At 40.0% G+C, this 18,017-nt stretch carries 19 protein-coding genes; 14 read left to right on the top strand and 5 right to left on the bottom strand.

The genetic code is table 11. The features are described 5' to 3' along the window. The first annotated feature begins 81 nt into the window (after positions 1-81). The 3 genes from pabB to CXF95_RS07635 all read left to right on the top strand — a co-directional run bounded on the left by pabB (position 82) and on the right by CXF95_RS07635 (position 3,605). Positions 82-1,539 carry an aminodeoxychorismate synthase component I gene (gene pabB, locus CXF95_RS07645; protein WP_101198141.1) on the top strand — a complete coding sequence of 486 codons (1,458 nt, stop codon included), beginning with the start codon at positions 82-84 and terminating at the stop codon, positions 1,537-1,539. Further along, positions 1,532-2,098: a CoA pyrophosphatase gene (locus tag CXF95_RS07640; RefSeq protein ID WP_101198140.1), complete on the top strand. Its 567-nt coding sequence runs from the start codon at positions 1,532-1,534 to the stop codon at positions 2,096-2,098. The genes pabB and CXF95_RS07640 overlap by 8 nt, the downstream gene beginning before the upstream one ends. Before the next feature lie 133 nt (positions 2,099-2,231). Then, positions 2,232-3,605, top strand: a complete 1,374-nt coding sequence (locus CXF95_RS07635; protein ID WP_101198139.1) for an L-serine ammonia-lyase — start codon at positions 2,232-2,234, stop codon at positions 3,603-3,605. A gap of 165 nt (positions 3,606-3,770) precedes the next feature. On the opposite strand, the gene cysB is transcribed toward CXF95_RS07635, so the two are convergent. Further along, a complete protein-coding gene (cysB, locus tag CXF95_RS07630; RefSeq protein WP_101198138.1) occupies positions 3,771-4,745 on the bottom strand; it encodes an HTH-type transcriptional regulator CysB in 975 nt (324 codons plus the stop codon). 240 nt (positions 4,746-4,985) lie between these two features. On the opposite strand from cysB, the gene CXF95_RS07625 reads away from it, so the two are divergent. Then, on the top strand, positions 4,986-5,678 hold the full coding sequence (locus CXF95_RS07625) for a sensor histidine kinase KdpD (RefSeq protein ID WP_101198137.1): 693 nt from the start codon (positions 4,986-4,988) through the stop codon (positions 5,676-5,678). Between the two features lie 70 nt (positions 5,679-5,748). After that, positions 5,749-6,516 carry a hypothetical protein gene (locus CXF95_RS07620; protein WP_101198136.1) on the top strand — a complete coding sequence of 256 codons (768 nt, stop codon included), beginning with the start codon at positions 5,749-5,751 and terminating at the stop codon, positions 6,514-6,516. Between the two features lie 54 nt (positions 6,517-6,570). Here CXF95_RS07620 and CXF95_RS07615 read toward each other — a convergent pair whose 3' ends face one another. Further along, a complete protein-coding gene (locus tag CXF95_RS07615) occupies positions 6,571-7,470 on the bottom strand; it encodes a LysR family transcriptional regulator (RefSeq protein WP_101198135.1) in 900 nt (299 codons plus the stop codon). A 388-nt stretch (positions 7,471-7,858) separates the two neighbouring features. On the opposite strand from CXF95_RS07615, the gene CXF95_RS07610 reads away from it, so the two are divergent. From CXF95_RS07610 to CXF95_RS07595, 4 genes are all read left to right on the top strand, one after another. Next, positions 7,859-8,572 (top strand): CoA transferase subunit A, encoded by a 714-nt coding sequence (locus CXF95_RS07610; protein WP_101198134.1) that lies wholly within the window; start codon positions 7,859-7,861, stop codon positions 8,570-8,572. A 9-nt stretch (positions 8,573-8,581) separates the two neighbouring features. Beyond that, positions 8,582-9,238, top strand: a complete 657-nt coding sequence (locus CXF95_RS07605; protein WP_101198133.1) for a 3-oxoacid CoA-transferase subunit B — start codon at positions 8,582-8,584, stop codon at positions 9,236-9,238. 67 nt (positions 9,239-9,305) lie between these two features. Continuing rightward, positions 9,306-10,640 carry a DEAD/DEAH box helicase gene (locus CXF95_RS07600; RefSeq protein WP_101198132.1) on the top strand — a complete coding sequence of 445 codons (1,335 nt, stop codon included), beginning with the start codon at positions 9,306-9,308 and terminating at the stop codon, positions 10,638-10,640. Positions 10,641-11,047: 407 nt separating this feature from the next. Beyond that, the gene (locus tag CXF95_RS07595) at positions 11,048-12,079 is read left to right on the top strand and encodes a GGDEF domain-containing protein (protein WP_101198131.1); all 1,032 of its coding nucleotides are present in this window, start codon (positions 11,048-11,050) and stop codon (positions 12,077-12,079) included. Between the two features lie 361 nt (positions 12,080-12,440). On the opposite strand, the gene CXF95_RS07590 is transcribed toward CXF95_RS07595, so the two are convergent. After that, complete coding sequence (locus CXF95_RS07590) at positions 12,441-12,992, bottom strand: NAD(P)H nitroreductase (RefSeq protein WP_101198130.1); 552 nt, start codon at positions 12,990-12,992, stop codon at positions 12,441-12,443. Between the two features lie 210 nt (positions 12,993-13,202). On the opposite strand from CXF95_RS07590, the gene CXF95_RS07585 reads away from it, so the two are divergent. Beyond that, positions 13,203-13,511 (top strand): type II toxin-antitoxin system HigB family toxin, encoded by a 309-nt coding sequence (locus tag CXF95_RS07585; RefSeq protein ID WP_101198129.1) that lies wholly within the window; start codon positions 13,203-13,205, stop codon positions 13,509-13,511. Beyond that, entirely contained in the window at positions 13,511-13,927 is a 417-nt protein-coding gene (locus CXF95_RS07580; protein ID WP_101198128.1) for a type II toxin-antitoxin system HigA family antitoxin, read from the top strand. The genes CXF95_RS07585 and CXF95_RS07580 overlap by 1 nt, the downstream gene beginning before the upstream one ends. A 102-nt stretch (positions 13,928-14,029) precedes the next feature. On the opposite strand, the gene CXF95_RS07575 is transcribed toward CXF95_RS07580, so the two are convergent. Continuing rightward, the gene (locus tag CXF95_RS07575; RefSeq protein ID WP_101198127.1) at positions 14,030-14,653 is read right to left on the bottom strand and encodes a DoxX family protein; all 624 of its coding nucleotides are present in this window, start codon (positions 14,651-14,653) and stop codon (positions 14,030-14,032) included. A 246-nt stretch (positions 14,654-14,899) separates the two neighbouring features. Between CXF95_RS07575 and CXF95_RS07570 the strand changes: the two genes are divergently transcribed. The 3 genes from CXF95_RS07570 to CXF95_RS07560 all read left to right on the top strand — a co-directional run bounded on the left by CXF95_RS07570 (position 14,900) and on the right by CXF95_RS07560 (position 17,198). Continuing rightward, positions 14,900-15,502: a FlgO family outer membrane protein gene (locus tag CXF95_RS07570; protein ID WP_232787709.1), complete on the top strand. Its 603-nt coding sequence runs from the start codon at positions 14,900-14,902 to the stop codon at positions 15,500-15,502. Between the two features lie 167 nt (positions 15,503-15,669). Beyond that, on the top strand, positions 15,670-16,518 hold the full coding sequence (locus CXF95_RS07565) for a FlgO family outer membrane protein (RefSeq protein ID WP_101198126.1): 849 nt from the start codon (positions 15,670-15,672) through the stop codon (positions 16,516-16,518). Between the two features lie 53 nt (positions 16,519-16,571). After that, the gene (locus CXF95_RS07560) at positions 16,572-17,198 is read left to right on the top strand and encodes a FlgO family outer membrane protein (RefSeq protein WP_101198125.1); all 627 of its coding nucleotides are present in this window, start codon (positions 16,572-16,574) and stop codon (positions 17,196-17,198) included. A 404-nt stretch (positions 17,199-17,602) separates the two neighbouring features. On the opposite strand, the gene CXF95_RS07555 is transcribed toward CXF95_RS07560, so the two are convergent. Continuing rightward, a complete protein-coding gene (locus CXF95_RS07555; protein ID WP_101198124.1) occupies positions 17,603-18,004 on the bottom strand; it encodes a type II toxin-antitoxin system VapC family toxin in 402 nt (133 codons plus the stop codon). Between the last annotated feature and the right edge of the window lie 13 nt (positions 18,005-18,017).

Raw genomic sequence — 18,017 nt, 5'->3', positions numbered from 1 at the left:
AGCGCAATTTGCTCCACGACAATTCGGATGCGCCTTCAGTAATTCAGCAGCTGTTTTTTTAGGTACCTAAAAGTAGTCACCATGAACAACCATACTTACTCATTAATAGTCAGTCCCCTGGATTTAACCAGTCAATTTTCAATGGCAGATATATTTGCCCACTTTGTGGATAAACCATGGGCAATGTTCTTAGACTCTGCTGATAGTCAACATCAAGATGGCCGCTACGATATAATGGTTGCCAACCCCATTGCCACCATCACCACCATCGGCAATACCAGTAATCTGTGGCAACATGACACCAATCAAAATCAAGAAAGTTTACTCAATCCTTTGTCTTTAGTACAAAATTTGCTTGAAAAACATATGCCTAACAATCAGGTTTCATCTGCTGATAACCCTAAACTGCCATTTATGGCCGGTGCTTTAGGTTTGTTTGGTTATGACTTGGGTAAACGTTTTGAAAACTTGCCAAATAAAAATGCGAACGAGTACTCTACGCCAGATATGGCCGTGGGCATTTATGCGTGGAGCATCATTAAAGACAATAATAATCAGCAATTTTATCTGTGTTATTTGGAGCAATATCCCCATCCTTCGATCAAGGATATTCAACAAATGCTGCAATGCAAAAACACGTCACAGTCCTTTAGTTTAACCAGTCAATGGCAAGCTAATATGAGCCAAGAGCAATATACACAAAAACTGTCGAGTATTTCGTCCTACTTGAAGGCCGGTGATTGTTATCAAATTAACTTAGCTCAGCGTTTTTCAGCCCATTATATGGGTGATGAGTGGCAGGCTTACCAACTATTACGAGAGGCAAATCATGCGCCTTTTTCTGCATTTATCCGTTTAGCAGAAAGCGTAGTGATGAGTATTTCACTTGAACGATTTTTATCCGTAAATGAGCGCATGGTACAAACGAAACCCATAAAAGGAACTAGGCCAAGGAGCAACGACGCTAAACAAGATCAACAACAAATCGAATCCTTATTAAATGCCGAGAAAGACCGAGCTGAAAATTTGATGATTGTTGATTTACTGCGTAACGACTTAAGCAAACACTGCCAGCAGGGCACTGTCAATGTGCCCGATCTGTTTAAATTAGAAAGCTTTGCCGCAGTTCATCATCTAGTGAGTACCGTCACAGGTAAGCTAAAAACAACCAGCAACCCTATAGACTTATTGCAAGGTGCGTTTCCCGGAGGCTCAATTACCGGAGCGCCAAAAATACGTGCTATGCAGATTATTGACGAACTAGAGCCTAACAACCGTAACATTTACTGCGGCAGTATTGGCTATCTAGGCGTGTTTGGCGACATGGACACCAATATATGTATTCGTACTTTACTATGCGAAAAATCACGCGAACAATCACACGATCAAAATATAATGCATTGCTGGGCTGGCGGAGGCATCGTACTCGACTCTAACGCAAAAGATGAATATCAAGAAAGCCTAGATAAGGTGTCAAAAATATTACCTGTCTTGAGTCAATACTCCTCATTGTCGAAACTTGGGAAGGCCCATGGATAAAGCACAATTTCTCACTCGATTTCATCATGCCAAACAAATTAATAGTGAGGCCGATTTTCCACTTCGAGAGCCAGGCAGGCCTGCCGCCGTATTATTACCTATAATGGAATACGACAATGAGCTGACTGTGTTGTTTACAGTCAGAGCGAGTCACTTAAGGCATCATGCTGGCCAAATAAGTTTCCCCGGTGGTAAACAAGAGTTAACTGATAATTCTTTGGTCGAAACAGCTCTGCGTGAAACCCACGAAGAGGTAGGTTTACCCCCCTATAAAGTAGAAGTTGTCGGTAACTTGCCTATGTATCGCACGGTGAGTCGATATGAAGTGATACCTTATGTGGGCTTCGTCTCTGCTCCAACCCGCTTAATATTGGATAAAAATGAAGTGGAAAGCACCTTCGAAGTGCCATTGAGTTTTTTAATGGATCAAAATAATCATTTAATTCATTGGGTTAAACGTAAAGAGGGGCAGTTCCCGGTGTACTTTATCCCTTGGAAGCAACATAACATTTGGGGCGCAACAGCTGCTTTTGTGCGTAATCTATCGAATCATTTCTAACGTTTTTATCGTCAAAGCGTAAACATTTAAAGCAATCTTTACAGCGCTATTTAAGCTGTTATATCCTCAGCTATTGTTCTAAACACATTTAACTAGCACAATCAGTTTTTATCTTTTCTAGTGAAATAAACAAATGATCAGTGTTTTTGATATGTTCAGCATCGGTATTGGCCCTTCCAGCTCCCACACCGTTGGCCCAATGCGGGCTGCTAAAGCTTTTTGTGGGGAATTATCGGAACAAGGTTTGTTCGATACCACTGATCAGATTAAGGTCGAGCTGTTTGGCTCATTAGGACAAACAGGAAAAGGCCACGGAACAGGCAAAGCTGTGATTTTAGGATTACTTGGCCATGCCCCTGAAACTATAGATAGTTCTATGGTTGAATCCTTTTTAGAAAAAGTCAGAAGCTGTCAAAAACTCGACCTAGACGGTAAAAAAACAATCAAATTCCCTGCACTCAATGCAATAGTTTTCCATCGTCGTAAATCCCTCAGCCAACACCCAAACGGTATGACGTTTCATGCCATGAATAATAAGACTGTGATCACCTCACAAACTTATTTTTCTATCGGAGGGGGCTTTATTATTCGAGAGCAAGACTTTGCTGAGCAAAAAGTAGCCGCACTTATTCACGAAGAACAATCTGTGCCTTATGACTTTTCCAGCGCTAAACAATTACTAGAATTAAGTAAAGAGCACGGTCTACGTATCAGTTCATTAATGATGAAAAACGAAGAAGTATTTCAACCCAAACAAGAAATCATCAAAAAACTATGGCACATATGGCAGGTTATGTATAAAAGTGTGCAAACAGGTATTCATACTGAAGGTATTTTACCCGGTGGCTTAAAAGTCACGCGCCGAGCGCCGGGCTTATATCACCGCTTACAAAACGAAAAAAATGCCGATCCAATGGTCGCAATGGATTGGGTCAATCTATTTGCATTAGCGGTTAACGAGGAAAATGCCGCCGGCGGCACGGTAGTAACCGCCCCCACCAACGGCGCAGCAGGTATTATTCCAGCAGTGTTATGTTATTACGATAAATTTGTTAAACCGGTAGACGAAGACACAGTGAGCCGTTATTTCTTAACTGCAGCAGCCATCGGTATTTTATATAAAAAGAATGCGTCTATTTCTGGCGCCGAAGTAGGCTGTCAGGGAGAAGTAGGCGTGGCATGTTCAATGGCAGCAGGAGCATTAACCGAAATAGTCGGCGGTTCGGTAGACGCGGTTGAAAACGCAGCCGAAATTGGTATGGAGCATAACTTAGGTTTAACCTGCGACCCAGTCGGCGGCTTAGTACAAGTTCCGTGTATAGAGCGTAATGCTATGGGAGCCATTAAAGCCATTAACGCTTCCAGACTCGCTCTAAGAGGCTCAGGACAACACAAAGTATCACTCGACAAGGTCATCAAAACCATGTGGGAAACAGGCAACGATATGAAGTCTAAATACAAAGAAACGTCAAGAGGCGGTTTAGCAGTCAATATTATTGAGTGTTAAAAGCTACGAGCTACGAGCTACGAGCTACGAGCTACGAGCTACGCAAAGTATTTTCGGGTAAACTATTCTGTCAAACAAAAACGGCATCATTTTAACAAATGACGCCGTTTTTTTTGTCTTTAGCTTTAGGCTAGTAACTCGTAGTTCGATCCTCGAAGCTGCTTTTTACCTTACCGGTAACGTTAGCCCTTTGAACATTTTTTCTACTTCATCGTTATTTTTCAACATCATGGCTTTTTCTACCACTGACTTAGTTAGATGTGGGGCAAAACGTTCGATAAATTCGTACATGTAGCTGCGTAAGAATGAACCTTTTCTAAAACCAATCTTAGTGGTGCTGTATTCAAACAAGTGGCTAGCATCGATTTTAACTAAGTCTGAGTCCAGTTTGTCATCAATCGCCATTGAGGCAATCACACCCACACCCACACCCAGTCTGACGTAAGTTTTAATCACGTCGGCATCAGTGGCAGTGAACACTATTTTAGGTTCGATACCTGCACTACTGAAGGCTTGATCCAAAGATGAACGGCCTGTAAAACCAAATACATAAGTGACTAAGTTGTACTCGGCAATATCTTCAATAGTAATACTGGTCTTTTTGGCTAAGGGATGATCCCGGTTAACAATAATACTACGATTCCAGTGATAACAAGGCAGCATGACTAAATCGTTATACAAATGTAATGACTCGGTGGCTATGGCAAAATCTGCTTCACCCTTAGCGGCAAGATCACTTATTTGCGACGGTGTGCCTTGATGCATATGCAATGAGACTTTAGTATATTTTTTCATAAAGCCTTTGATCACATCAGGCAAAGCATATCTTGCTTGGGTATGAGTGGTCGCAATATTTAACTTACCTTGATCTGGCAAGGTGTGTTCTCGAGACACCGCTTTAATACTTTCCACTTTTGCTAAAATTTCCCGAGAAATATTGATCACATCTTGACCTGCCTCAGTCACATGAGTGAGGTGTTTGCCACTACGACCGAATATCTGTATGCCTAACTCATCTTCTAACATGCGAACTTGTTTACTGATCCCCGGTTGTGATGTGTACAAGCTTTCAGCGGTAGCCGAGACGTTTAAATTATTGTTGAGTACTTCAACAATATAACGGAGTTGCTGTAATTTCATGTCTTAGCCTTGCTTGTTAACCTAGGGAACTTCTTTATATTAAATTGTTATATAACTTTAACAAGGCGAATTCCATTAGTTTTTAAAAAAAAGGTTCTAGTTATATCAACCTAACCCCCTTAAAAGACTGAAAAATCAAATATCAAATCCAGAAAAAGGTCTGATAAGATACCCATAAATATTATTAATTTGTGAGTAACTCTATGTTTCTATTATTCATTTACCCCGTGGGAACACCTGATGTCTAGAGAAGAAAAATCAATTGATTTCTCTACTGTATTAGGTTCAGCCGTGCATGATATGAAGAACTCCTTATGTTTGTTAATGCAATCTATTGAAAGCCTAGGACAAAGTCTGATAGAGACAGATCCTGTTTCTCGAGGGCATTTGGCATCGGCTCATTACGAAGCAGCCCGACTCAATACAGGACTGGTGCAATTATTGTCTTTATATCGCGCAGGATCAGACAATTTGCCTCTTAATATCGACGAATACCATATAGAAGATGTAGTAGAAGATTTGCTGGCTACCAATGAAAGTTACTTAAATCATAAAAATATGATTTTAGAAGTTACCCAATCAGCCGATTTAGTATGGTATCTAGACGCTGACTTAATTGGTGTTTTGTTAAATGACGTATTAGTTAATGCCATGCGTTATAGCCAGAAAAAGATACACCTGAGCGTTTACACCGAACATGAAAAATTAGTATTTAAAGTGGAAGATGACGGACTCGGCTATCCACAAAACATGCTGGATGCCCATAATATTACAATGCAAAACTGTGATATCGGTGAAGGAAGAACGGGGTTGGGTTTGTTTTTTGCGCGATTAATTGCCCAAGCGCATACCAAGGGTAAGGCTAAAGGTAATATATCTTTAGAAAATGGTGGAAGTTTAGGTGGGAGCGTTTTTATCTTAACGTTACCTTAATTAATCAGTAAACTAAGAGATTGCAATAGCTAAGTTTGTTGAACCCTAATAGTGGGAAAATTATAGATTTATGGTATTTACAATAATAATTGTATTGATTGTCGCCTTAGTGTTGGTCGGTGTTATAGTGAATGCTATTCAGCAACACAAAAACAAAGTGGAAACTGAACGCAGAACTGAGTTATCCAAACAAAAAGGGATTATCGACAATACCGAAGCCGCGTTATTGGGCGCAGACCAATTACCCATTTCCCAAAGGCTGATTTTTATTATGCAACGCCGAATGTTGGGCGCGATGAAAGCGGCCAAACAAATGGGTAATAATACAGCAGGTTCAAATACTAGGATAAAAACAACAGAAGAGGCTTTAAAGACTATCGACGTGAGTAAAGCTCCCCCGTCAGAAGAAAATTTTCAATTGCCACAAGGCGATAAGCAAGTCATTCAATTTATTCGCGGTATCAAAACGCTGCGTGCATTTTTAAGCTCTGAGTTTAAGAAGAACCGCATTGAAAGCAGAGTATTTTTAGCCGAAGACAAATTACTGGAACGATTACAGTTGCGCGCTAACGTCGACACGTTAATGCGGCGCGGAGAAGTTGCTATAAAAAACAATCAATTAGGCTCTGCAAGGCAATGTTTAGAAAAAGCCATAGGTGCACTCTCTGCCCAGCCTAATCCAGATGAATTCATCACAGTTAGAAAGGCCCAATTAGAAGAACAACTGGTTAATATTGAAAGTAACCTAAAAAATGCTAATAGCCGTGATGTGGCCAAAAAAGAAGAATTAGAAAAAAACGATCTGGACGATTTATTTGCAGAAAAGAAAAAATGGTAACGGCAACCTATCAAACTAATTTACGTTTCTACTTTAACCTGAACTTGGGTCACTTTAACTTGGATATGAAATATTTTTCACAGTCCATTGCCAGAATGATGCAGCAACTGACGATAAATTACTGTTTTTTTGCCGAATAACCCCCACTCTTTTACTCAAACCACTTTGATGAATGTTCAGGCAAACTAAGTCTTTACTGAGCATTTGTTCCTGACATAAGGCCGGTACCACAGACACACCTAAGTCATGTTTGACAAACTGCCCTAAGGTGGCAAGTTGACTTGCCTCCACTACTATATTTAAAGACAAATGATTTAATTCCATAAATGAATCAATCCATTGGCGAATAGCTGATCCTTTATTCATAGCCACAAAAGGGTACAAAGCAATGTGTGACCATGACAACATTTTATGTTCGCTCAAGGGGTGATTAGCAGGTAATACCGCAATAAAATTATCCGTAAGAATGGGATGAAACTCTAACCCGTCCATTTTTTTGTGTTCAAAGGAGAATCCAATCTCAGCCCTACCCGCTTGCACATCTTTTATCACAGACTCCATCACCACATCAGCCACTGACAATTTTATGTTAGGAAACTCAGCTTTGAACTGTTGTAAAATGCCCGGTAACAGCCCAGCGGCAAAAGAAGGCATCGCGGCTATGGATAACTTGCCTCGGCCTAATGAAAATAAATTATGTAAGTCTGAAAACGCGTCTTGCCAATCACCAATAAGCCTGACTGCCACGGGTAAAAATTGCCGCCCTTCTGGACTTAACTCCACTTTACGAGTGGTGCGAGAGAACAATACCCCCCCCAACTGTGATTCCATTTTTTTTATTGCCGATGATAAGGCGGGCTGAGACAGGCACATTTTTTCAGCAGCCTGAGCAAAGGTATGGGATTGCGCAATACAGACAAAAATCTGTACCTGCCGAAAAGATACGTTGTAGATAGCTCAATACTCTCGTTTAAAGCAATAAAGATTAATAAATAAAATCTATTAATACACATATTAATTCAATTTTACTATTTATATGTATCTTTTACACTGTGGGGACTGTTGAGTTTTCATATATCGTCGGGACTGAAGCCATTTATTTGGATACCGAGGCGTTTATCTTGAAGTTTAGTCACTCTAAACGAAAGATGAACAATGAAGGTAGGCGAATAAATGGCCCAGCCCGGAGGGTTTTCCTCAAAACGCCCTCACTCTGCGTTAAAATCTGATTATTTGGATGGCCAAATTTCACAGGTTTTGCCTTGATTGAGTACATTTTGTGAAAAATCTCGGCGACATATGAAAGCTCAACAGCCCCTAATATTTAACTTGAGAGTAAATCATGGCAGGTTTTAACAAGGTAGTAGACAGTTACGAAGCGGCAATGGCCGGCTTACAAGACAATATGACAGTGATAGCTGGCGGCTTTGGTCTTTGCGGTATTCCCGAAGGTTTAATTGCGCAAATAAAAAAGATGAATACAAAGGGCCTAACAGTAGTCTCTAACAATTGTGGTGTTGATGGTTTTGGGCTAGGCCTGTTATTAGAAGAAAAACAAATCAAGAAAATGGTGTCATCCTATGTGGGTGAAAACGCCTTATTTGAACAGCAACTGTTAAATGGCGAATTGGAAGTAGAACTCACCCCCCAAGGCACATTAGCTGAAAAAATGCGCGCTGGCGGCGCAGGTATCCCAGCATTTTATACCGCGACAGGTTTTGGTACACCAGTAGGTGAAGGCAAAGAATCTAGACAATTTAATGGCCGCGATTATATTCTCGAAGAATCGATCACCGGTGATTTTGCCATTGTAAAAGCCTACAAGGCAGACCGTTATGGCAACTGTATTTATCGTCATACCGCACAAAATTTTAACCCTATAGCCGCTACGGCAGGGAAAATCACAGTGTTAGAAGTAGAAGAAATAGTAGAGCCAGGGGAACTCTCTCCCAGCGAGATACACACTCCTGGCATATACGTTGACAGGATAATAGTCGGCAAGTTTGAAAAACGTATAGAACGCAAAATCCTCTCATCAGTTACCAGCAATCAATAGGTCATTATTATGTCATTAAGCAGAGAACAAATTGCTATGCGAGTCGCACAAGAATTTGGTGATGGTCATTATATTAACTTAGGTATTGGCATCCCGACCCTTGCAGCCAACTATGTGGCTGATGATATTGAGGTCATGTTGCAATCAGAAAATGGTTTACTTGGAATGGGTCCCTATCCCACAGAAGCACAAGTGGATGCAGATATGATTAATGCGGGAAAAGAAACCGTCACTGCAGCAACAGGCGCGTCTATTTTTAATTCAGCAGAAAGTTTTGCAATGATCCGCGGTGGACATGTTGACTTAACTGTACTCGGCGCATTTGAAGTAGATTGTCATGGCAATATTGCTTCATGGATGATCCCAGGCAAACTCATCAAAGGCATGGGAGGCGCGATGGACTTAGTTGCTGGGGCGCAAAACATTATTGTGACTATGACTCACGCCGACAAACATGGACATTCAAAGCTGTTAGCCCAATGCACCCTGCCCTTAACTGGTGTGAATTGTATCAATAAAATCATTACCGACTTAGCAGTACTTGAAGTAAAAGACGGCGCGTTTCATTTAGTTGAAAGAGCGCCAGGGGTAACGATAGATGAAATCCGTACTAAAACTGCAGGCAAATTAGTGGTGGCTGCAGACGTGCCGGAAATGATGTTTTGAAATAAACCCACAAAATTAACTTAGCCCTTGTATAATTGCATCCATATCAGTTTTTAGAGCATGTCTTTTGCAATTTACCGACTTACCTTTACATCATAATTTATTAAAAGCCCTTGAAATTAAAGGGCTGAATACCGCTACAGAAATCCAAAGTAAGGCGATACCCTACGGCTTGATGGGTAAAGACTTAATTGCCTCATCCAAAACCGGCTCTGGTAAAACCTTAGCGTTTCTATTACCCGCGGTGCATAGAGTGTTAACCAAACAACCTCTCAGCCGTCGTGACCCCAGAGTGCTTATTTTAGCCCCCACCAGAGAGCTCGCGAAACAAGTGTTTTTGCAGCTCAAAGGATTAATTGCGAAGCAGCAGCTAAAAGCCGCTTTGATATTAGGTGGTGAAAACTTTAACGACCAAGTGAAAGCCCTTAAACATCATCCACAATTTATTGTGGGCACAGCAGGCCGCGTAGCAGATCACATTAAAGGTAAGTCGTTATTCTTAAACGGCCTTGAAATGTTGATATTGGATGAAGCAGACCGTATGTTAGACTTAGGTTTTGCCTCAGAACTTAGACTTATCAATCAAGCAGCTGATCATCGCAAACGCCAATCCATGATGTTCTCAGCTACTTTAGACAGTGCCGCTATGCACGAACTGACTCAGACCCTATTAAAAAGCCCGCAGCGCATCAGTGTGGGCTCCGCCGGTGAAGAACATAAAGATATTCAACAACAATTTTACTTAGCCGATCACGTGACACACAAAGAGTTATTGTTAAGTCATATGATCAATCAGCAAGAATATCGTCAAATCATCGTATTTACTGCCACACGTGCAGATACAGAAAGACTCACCCTTATACTTAAAGAGCAACAATTACACGCCGTTGCCCTAAGTGGCGACCTAACCCAAGGTCAACGTAATAATATTATGAGTGAGTTTGGACGAGGTCAGCATCACATATTGGTCACCACCGATATCGCCTCTCGCGGCTTAGACTTGCTCAATGTAGCCTTAGTTGTGAATTTTGATTTACCTAAATTGGCTGATGAATACGTGCATAGAGTGGGTAGAACCGGACGAGCCGGTAACAAAGGCCAAGCAGTATCCTTTGTGGGGCCAAAAGACTGGTTCAGTTTTTTGGCAATAAAAAGTTTTATGCAACAGAACATCGAATTTAGCGAGATTGAAGGCCTAAAAGCTAAATTTAAAGGCTTAAAGCCACCTAAAGCTAAAGTCGCCCCAGGCAAAAAATTGACCAATAAAAAAGTCAATCAAACAAACAAACCTCAACAAGCACCTAATCGCGTTAAAACCATGCAAGGTAAAGACGCAGGTGATATGCCTATGAAGCGTAAACCTAGAGCGACTTTGAAACCAGAGAACGATGTGGAAGAATAGGTAAAGAAGCCGCTAGTTACGAGCTTCTAGCAACTAGCTACAAAAAAATAACAGCGGTCAAACCACATACAACAAAGAGTATCTGGTGCCAACCGCTTTTCTTAAAATAAAAGCCATCATGTTTAGGACTTTCTAGATTTGCTCTTGTTTCCGCTATGCGCGTTAACCGATAAACTCTATGGTGAATTTTCTCTATTACCTAACTACACATTATTTACTGTGTGTTATTTCATTTAATTGCAATATTTATCTTTTATTCTTTTATATGATATAAGATATTACTTAACCTATTAACCCAAAGTCATATAGGTTTTTATCAGAAATTTAAATATAGTAACGTGAAGATGAGAAATCTTTTTAGCGTATTTTGTATAAGTATTTTGTAGTATTTTGTATAAAGAGTCATTATGAAATTTTCTGAGAATTCAGCACAAGCAGTAGGGTATTTGCGCCAGTCTATACCCATGATGGTAAAACACAACATAGTGCCAAATCCTCTTAACTATACATTGTGGTACAGCTACTATTCAAAAGCCTTTCCGTCATTAAATAAAGAATTAGACAAAACGGTAGAACGTTACGGTACTTGTCCTCCATATATCTCAGAATCATTGTTTTTTAAGCATATCAGTAAGTTAGATAATGATAATAAAGAACAACTGGTAAATTTCCAAAACGCGTTCTCACATTTGGTCGATCATTTATCAGATTCAATGGATCACACCGCCCAACAAACTAACAGTTACTCACAGGCGTTGATGGAAAACTTAACCGAGCTTGGCAGCCATGGTGTCGATGATGCCATTGCACCGGTTTTAAATAAGTTAAGTGCCAACGCAAGTGCGATTTGTACTACCAATGAAGAATTTCAAGGGCAACTGTCTGCCGCTCAAGCTGAAATCAACACATTGAAAGCTGAACTTGAGAATAGCAAAAAAGAAGCGAACACAGATCCACTTACCGGCCTCTACAATAGGCGTGTATTCGAAACGATTTATAATCAATTTGTCGCTGATAAAAGCAACCATGACAACATTACTCTGATCATGATGGATGTGGATAAATTCAAGATTTTTAATGATACTCATGGCCACTTAGTAGGCGATCAAATTCTAAAATTTATTGGGCAAATGTTAAAAGAAGAATGCAAAGACCCCATTTTGCCAGTGCGATTAGGTGGCGAAGAGTTTGCTCTTTTATGTCCGCGTTTGAAACTTAAACAAGCACAACTTGTTGCCGAAAGGATTAGAGTGAAATTAGCTTTAGTGCCCTTTAGTAGTAAACGCACTGGAGAAAAGATCCCACCTGTTACCGCTTCTTTTGGTGTAGCACAAAAAAGGCCCAATGATGGTTTAACCAATATCATTGAAAGAGCTGATCAGGCCCTTTATGCCGCCAAAAATGCAGGTAGAAACCAAGTAAAACTAGCTGCAAATTAATTTTTTGCTTTAATACCAAAGCTTCCACTCCATTATTGTTTTGCCTGTGAAGCTCAGTTCTATGTGATAAATAACATTTAATGCTGAAAAGCTAAAGATTAAAGATTTTTTGCACCACAGAGGAAGGTCAGATCACAGAGAAAAATCAAAAATAGTATGTTGTTTTAATCGTTTGACTTTTTGTCCTCTGTGAAGCGCAGCGGTCGGCGCCCGACGCTCTGTGAACTCTGTGGTAAAAAATCATTTTGCTTTAAATGTACTGTTTTTTTTAGTAGTTGAAGTGATTCTCTGTGGTAATTTTTTTATCTTTTCGTGGGCTATCTACTATTCACTATCTACTGCCATCAGCCTTTTAGCGCCATTAATCCCACTCTTCAAAAAATGCGCCACTGTCTCTTTTTGGCTTTGGTAGAGGCTTAATAGGCGAAGATCCTAAGTAAAGAAACCCCACTATTTCGTCTTGCTCAGCTAAATCAAAGGCTTGTTTGACTATTGGGTCTTGGGCATAACTGCCAGTCCGCCACACGCCTGCAAAACCTTGAGCAACTGCGGCCATTTGCATAGCGTGTAAAGCACAAGCTGCTGAGGCAACTTGTTCTACCCATGGCACTTTGTCATGTTCAGTGTATTTAGCTATCGCCACCATGACCATCGGTGCGCGTAATGGTAATTGTGAAGCACGCTCTATTTCTTTTTCGCTTTTATCTGCAGAAATGGCGGCCTGCTCAAATACATCACCTAAACGTTTTAGCCCTTGTTTTTGGCAAACGACAAACTTCCATGGTGTTAGACAAGCATGATCAGGCGCCCTTAAAGCGGCTTGTTTAATATTTTCTAACGCTTGGCCTTCAGGAGCCGGAGCTTGAAGTCGATGTTGGGAGCTGCGGGTAAGTAATAAATCTAACGCCTGCATTAAGTATCCTTAAATTTTAGGTGGCTTTGTTGGTTTTTCATATATCCTTGATATTATCTCAATATGCTAACAATCAAGGCAAAATCAGTAAAGTTTGGCTATGCAAATGAGCTATTTTTAACGAACCGGCCGCAACGCGGAGTGGGAAAATATTGTTAGTAATAACTGAGGATGCTATAGTTCACACATTGTGAACTAAATGAATATTAGATGCACATTAATTCGAAAAAGCCTTTTGAAGAAGCGACCAGAAAACACCCAAAATATGCCGCAGCAATTTTGAAAACTTACAGCGTACTCAAAAAGGTAGAATGTAATACTCCTGAAGAGTTAAAGAATGTTTTTAGCAGCCTAGATAATTTCAAATACAAAGACAAATGGTATGTGATTGATGTAGCAGGTAACAATATCAGATTAATGGCATTTATTGAGTTCAGAACAGGAAAGATGTTTGTTAAACATATCATTAATCATTCTGATTACAACAAGCTGTGTGAAAGATATGCAAAGGGGGAATGATGAATTTGCAACGTATTGAGCAAGGTTTAAGCAGCATTGTTGCTGAGGCTAGCTTTATCTTTAGAATAGAAAACACAACGGATCATGAAAAAGCGTTAGATTTAATGGACCAGCTTATTGAAGACTACGCAAAACATGAGCCATTGATAGACCTGCTGTGCATTAGCATAGAAAAATACGAAAATAGTGCGCACGAATTTCTTATATTCAACCAAGGTTTGTCACAAATCAATTCAGGTATTTCAACGTTAGCCATACTAATGGAGCAGCACAATCTTAATACCACTGATTTTGAGAATGAGATTGGTGGTAAGAGCTTAGTGTCGATGATTTTGAATGAAAAGCGCTCTCTAAACCTAAGTCATATTCGCAAACTGTCAGAGCGTTTTCACGTTTCACCACAGCTATTTATATGATAATAACTGAGTACCTTTAGTAGAGGCCGTTTACATATGCACATTAAGTAAACGGCTTGTGAGACTATCCTAATAAAAAAGGCGCTTTCGCGCCGTTTTATTTTATGTTTGAACGATTAATTTTTTCGCTAAAAAATAATCAACACTAGTGTATTTACCACCACCAGTGAAAAACAATGAAAGCAACATGATAAAATACGTCATAGCAAACTCAATACCGTTATTGAGTACCACAAATTTGCCACTAGATGTAAGCCATTCATAATTGCCATGCTCTTGCAAAATACCTTTAGCAGCGGCCAATTTATCGGGAGCATTCATAACGGCTTCGTTAAGCATAATAGTGCCGTCTGACATCCAACTGCTGGCATCAGCAATGGCAGTCCAACCGTTTGGCCAGTGCACTGAAAACATTGCCACTAACATAGTCACCATCAGAGGAATGCTTACCCAGCGCGTTGCGAACCCTATTACCAAAAATATGCCCCCCACCAATTCAGCGGCAGTAGCAAGAAATGCCAGCACAACAGGAAAAGGTAAACCCAAACCATAATCAGCATTACCAAACCAATCCACAATCCCTGCAAAATTTTGATATTTAGTCCACCCTCCTTGGATCATCACAGGTGCCAAATACAGCCTGAGTAACAAAGGCGCGATCCCTTCAAAAGCTAAACTTTTATTCAGCATCTTGTGCAAAGGCATATACAGATCCATCAGTTTCATAAATTTTCCTAATAATGTAGTCACCTATAAGAGAGGTTAGGTAATCAAAATATTTCGTTAGACTTAGATTAAATTTGAAGGCCTAGTTAACCTTCGTTGCAACAATTCCACATTGTGCTTTTTAAGCCTATCTGGGTGAATAGACATAATCCTATCTGTGTGAAGAAAAATAATTTTACCCACAAAGGGTATTGGCACTTATATTGCTAATTTCAATTCAAAGCTTTAACTAAAGATATAAACTCAATGCGAACTATATGTTTAATGATCCTAATTGGCACCTTAAACTCAGGCTGTGCCTTAACGGATCAGATGGATGAAAGCAATGATTTAGCTGATGTGACAACCGTAAACCCACATCCATCTAACACACTGCATAAGCATGTAGAAAATCTCGCTAGACAGCTGTTAAGCACCTCTCAACTGATTGACAAAACGCAAACAGTGGCCGTCGGCACAATATTACCGACTATGCATGCTAACGGCGAATCATTGCCTTCTCACTTGGCATTAGGTCTGCAAATTCAAGAAAGCTTAATGACCTTCGCCACCCAGGCCGGTTTAAAAGTCATAGAATATAAAACTATGCCAAACATAAAAATCAGTGACCAAGCCGATAAAATGTTGAGTAGGCAAGTGAATGAATTAAATCCCAGAATCGCAGCAGACTATTTTTTGACCGGCACCTACACGCTGCAAGAAACCAACACCATAGTGAATATTAGATTAATACAAGTGCCAGAAAACATTGTACTGGCAGCGGCAACAGATTATGTGCCAAATGATGCGATGTGGAGTGCATCAAAAATCAGCGTCAAACACAATCAGATATACCGCAACGCCTATTAGATTAGGCATGGAATAAACCCAAACCATCATCGCCCTACTTTACTTAAGCAATGATTTACAGAAACCTTTGTCTGGCATCTCATATACTTTTATCTGATTTGCTAAGAACAGGGTTACAAATACACAGCCTTAAGTGGCTAAATGCATCGCATTTGAGGAACAGTAACATGGCAGTAAAAAATCTGAGTCTATTGGCAGCCATAGCCTTAAGTGGTTGTGCTGTTTTTGCTCCTATTGAGGATATGGTTACGCTTGACGAACAAACGCAAGATACTGAGCTTTCACAAAACGTTGACGACGGCTCGACCTTAGCTTCAAGCGTCAGTTTTCAGAAGGAGTTCAAAAAAGATGAACTTGCAATTGGTACTAAGCTAAAACAAAACAATCAAAATTCACAAGAGCACGATATCAATTATTATGTGCGAAGTTTGATGCAAGACTTAGTAGCTAATCTGCAATATGTAAACTCCACCACACCCGTCGCTATAGTCAGTTTTGTTATGCTAGACAGTGACTACAATGACTCAAACTTATTAGGCATACAAATAGCCGAGAGCTTGATCCATGAAGTGCATAAATTTGGTATTCCGGTGATTGATTTTAAAACAACAGGTTTTATCAGGGTCACCGAACAAGGGGATTTTGCCTTCAGTAAAGATTACGAAGACTTTACTGGCGATATGCCAGCACGTTATATAGTGGGTGGCACTATGCTCAAACACACAGATGGATATTTAATTAATGCCCGCATTGTGGGGGTAAAATCACAAGCAGTAGTCGCATCTGCACAAAGTTTTATACCCAATAGTGTATCCGATCCCATTTTAATGATGTCAACCTCGCCAAAGTCATCCAATAGAAACGAAAATGTTCAACTGGGTAGAGTGGCATTTCCTCTAGATTTCGATTCTTCTCTCGTTACGCAGAAAAATGAAGACTTAATGAATCGAAGCCAGCCAATGGATAATATTGCCAAGCACTCTTCTTCAAACAACGTTTCTTTAATTCAAGAATAGGGTTTAAAGATGAAGAGCCGACAAACTTACTGCATTTATTTGGAAGTAATATAATGTTAAAGATAACAAAATTAATGGGTATTGCATTTTTAAGTACGGCCCTGAGTGCTTGCTCAATGTTAGAGCTATCACAGAGCACTGAAAGGCTATGCGCTAACGATGATGGTACGTTTTATACATGTCAAGATATGGTGCTACAGAATATAATGATTAAATCTCACCCGAGTTTATTTAGCACCGATTTGCACTTTAATAGACTGAGCGAATATACCGAACAAATGGCAGCAGACTTGCAAAGAGATGTTCGAGGCATGCAAGTTGATGAACTTATAGTAGTCGCTTCTTTTGTGCATTTAGACTCGTCATTACAAAACACCGATTCACTAGGCATCCAATTAGCCGAGTCTTTTATCAACGACCTGCAACAAATAGGACTGCCCGTCGCAGATCATAAGTTAATGGGTGTACTTGATGTTAACGACAAAGGTGATTTTGCATTTTCACGGGACATGGGTCAATTTTATAACAATGTGAATATTGGGTATGTGTTAACCGGTACTATGCTGAGAAATAGCAGAGGTTTGGTTGTTAATGCCCGTATAATTAACTTTAAAACCAATGCAGTTGTAGCCTCTTCCTCAAAGTTTTTACCTAACATAGTCATCAACAATTTTTTGTGAGGATTTCAACTATTCTTAACGTCGAATAATATGATGTCTCATTAATTATTGAACATCTATTGACTATTTTTCAACGACTCTAGAGAGGGAAGTCGATACGTTTCCCTGAGCTTGATATCGCAACAGATAAGATAAAAACCAACATAAAATACTAAACAAGCATTTATTTTTGGAAGCAGTGACAACATGATCTTTTGCTGCTTTTTTTAATTTTTAGTTTTTAACGAACCTATAGAAGGGTCGGAGTCAAGAGGGTTGGGGTCTTTGATTTATGATCGATACTCTTCTAAGCACTAACAAAAGAAAATTAGTGATAAAAACCTAAATCAAAGACCCGGAGGTTCTGGTTAATATAAAACTGGGAGCAGGATCAAGGTCAACTTAACCTCTACACCCCAGTTTTGTTACCTCGTCCAATCTTCAAGATGAAGAGCGGGTACGCGTTCAAATTCTTTGGTGTTGTTAGTAACCAACACGCAGTCACTAGCAATAGCATGACCTGCTATTGCGGTATCATTTGCACCAATGGGTGTGCCTGTGTCACTTAATGCTTTTTTAATGGCAGTGGTAGCGTCAACAGCCTCTTTATCCCATGATAAAACACTATCAATACGTGACATAAATTCATCAACTATGGTGTTGTGCTTCGGTGCTGCTTTCTTGCCAATTGCCCCAAAGCGCATTTCAGCGCAAGTAATGGCAGATATCACAATCCGATCTTTGTTTTCTACATTTGCCTGCAGCACCTTTATTAAGGGTAATGGGCGTTGACGCATGATAAAATAACAAATATTCGTATCGAGCATGTACGTTTTTCTC

Source organism: Paraglaciecola sp. MB-3u-78 (genome assembly GCF_002835935.1).
Lineage (GTDB): Bacteria > Pseudomonadota > Gammaproteobacteria > Enterobacterales > Alteromonadaceae > Paraglaciecola.
The sequence above is the reverse complement of the archived record's forward strand: the minus strand, read 5'-3'. Positions and strand labels throughout refer to the sequence as shown.

Bases quoted from the DNA above. Each gene is read 5' to 3' on its own strand.
- pabB (WP_101198141.1), top strand. From the start codon at position 82: ATGAACAACCATACTTACTCATTAATAGTCAGTCCCCTGGATTTAACC.
- CXF95_RS07640 (WP_101198140.1), top strand. From the start codon at position 1,532: ATGGATAAAGCACAATTTCTCACTCGATTTCATCATGCCAAACAAATT.
- CXF95_RS07635 (WP_101198139.1), top strand. From the start codon at position 2,232: ATGATCAGTGTTTTTGATATGTTCAGCATCGGTATTGGCCCTTCCAGC.
- cysB (WP_101198138.1), bottom strand. From the start codon at position 4,745: ATGAAATTACAGCAACTCCGTTATATTGTTGAAGTACTCAACAATAAT.
- CXF95_RS07625 (WP_101198137.1), top strand. From the start codon at position 4,986: ATGTCTAGAGAAGAAAAATCAATTGATTTCTCTACTGTATTAGGTTCA.
- CXF95_RS07620 (WP_101198136.1), top strand. From the start codon at position 5,749: ATGGTATTTACAATAATAATTGTATTGATTGTCGCCTTAGTGTTGGTC.
- CXF95_RS07610 (WP_101198134.1), top strand. From the start codon at position 7,859: ATGGCAGGTTTTAACAAGGTAGTAGACAGTTACGAAGCGGCAATGGCC.
- CXF95_RS07605 (WP_101198133.1), top strand. From the start codon at position 8,582: ATGTCATTAAGCAGAGAACAAATTGCTATGCGAGTCGCACAAGAATTT.
- CXF95_RS07595 (WP_101198131.1), top strand. From the start codon at position 11,048: ATGAAATTTTCTGAGAATTCAGCACAAGCAGTAGGGTATTTGCGCCAG.
- CXF95_RS07590 (WP_101198130.1), bottom strand. From the start codon at position 12,992: ATGCAGGCGTTAGATTTATTACTTACCCGCAGCTCCCAACATCGACTT.
- CXF95_RS07585 (WP_101198129.1), top strand. From the start codon at position 13,203: ATGCACATTAATTCGAAAAAGCCTTTTGAAGAAGCGACCAGAAAACAC.
- CXF95_RS07580 (WP_101198128.1), top strand. From the start codon at position 13,511: ATGAATTTGCAACGTATTGAGCAAGGTTTAAGCAGCATTGTTGCTGAG.
- CXF95_RS07575 (WP_101198127.1), bottom strand. From the start codon at position 14,653: ATGAAACTGATGGATCTGTATATGCCTTTGCACAAGATGCTGAATAAA.
- CXF95_RS07570 (WP_232787709.1), top strand. From the start codon at position 14,900: ATGCGAACTATATGTTTAATGATCCTAATTGGCACCTTAAACTCAGGC.
- CXF95_RS07565 (WP_101198126.1), top strand. From the start codon at position 15,670: ATGGCAGTAAAAAATCTGAGTCTATTGGCAGCCATAGCCTTAAGTGGT.
- CXF95_RS07560 (WP_101198125.1), top strand. From the start codon at position 16,572: ATGTTAAAGATAACAAAATTAATGGGTATTGCATTTTTAAGTACGGCC.
- CXF95_RS07555 (WP_101198124.1), bottom strand. From the start codon at position 18,004: ATGCTCGATACGAATATTTGTTATTTTATCATGCGTCAACGCCCATTA.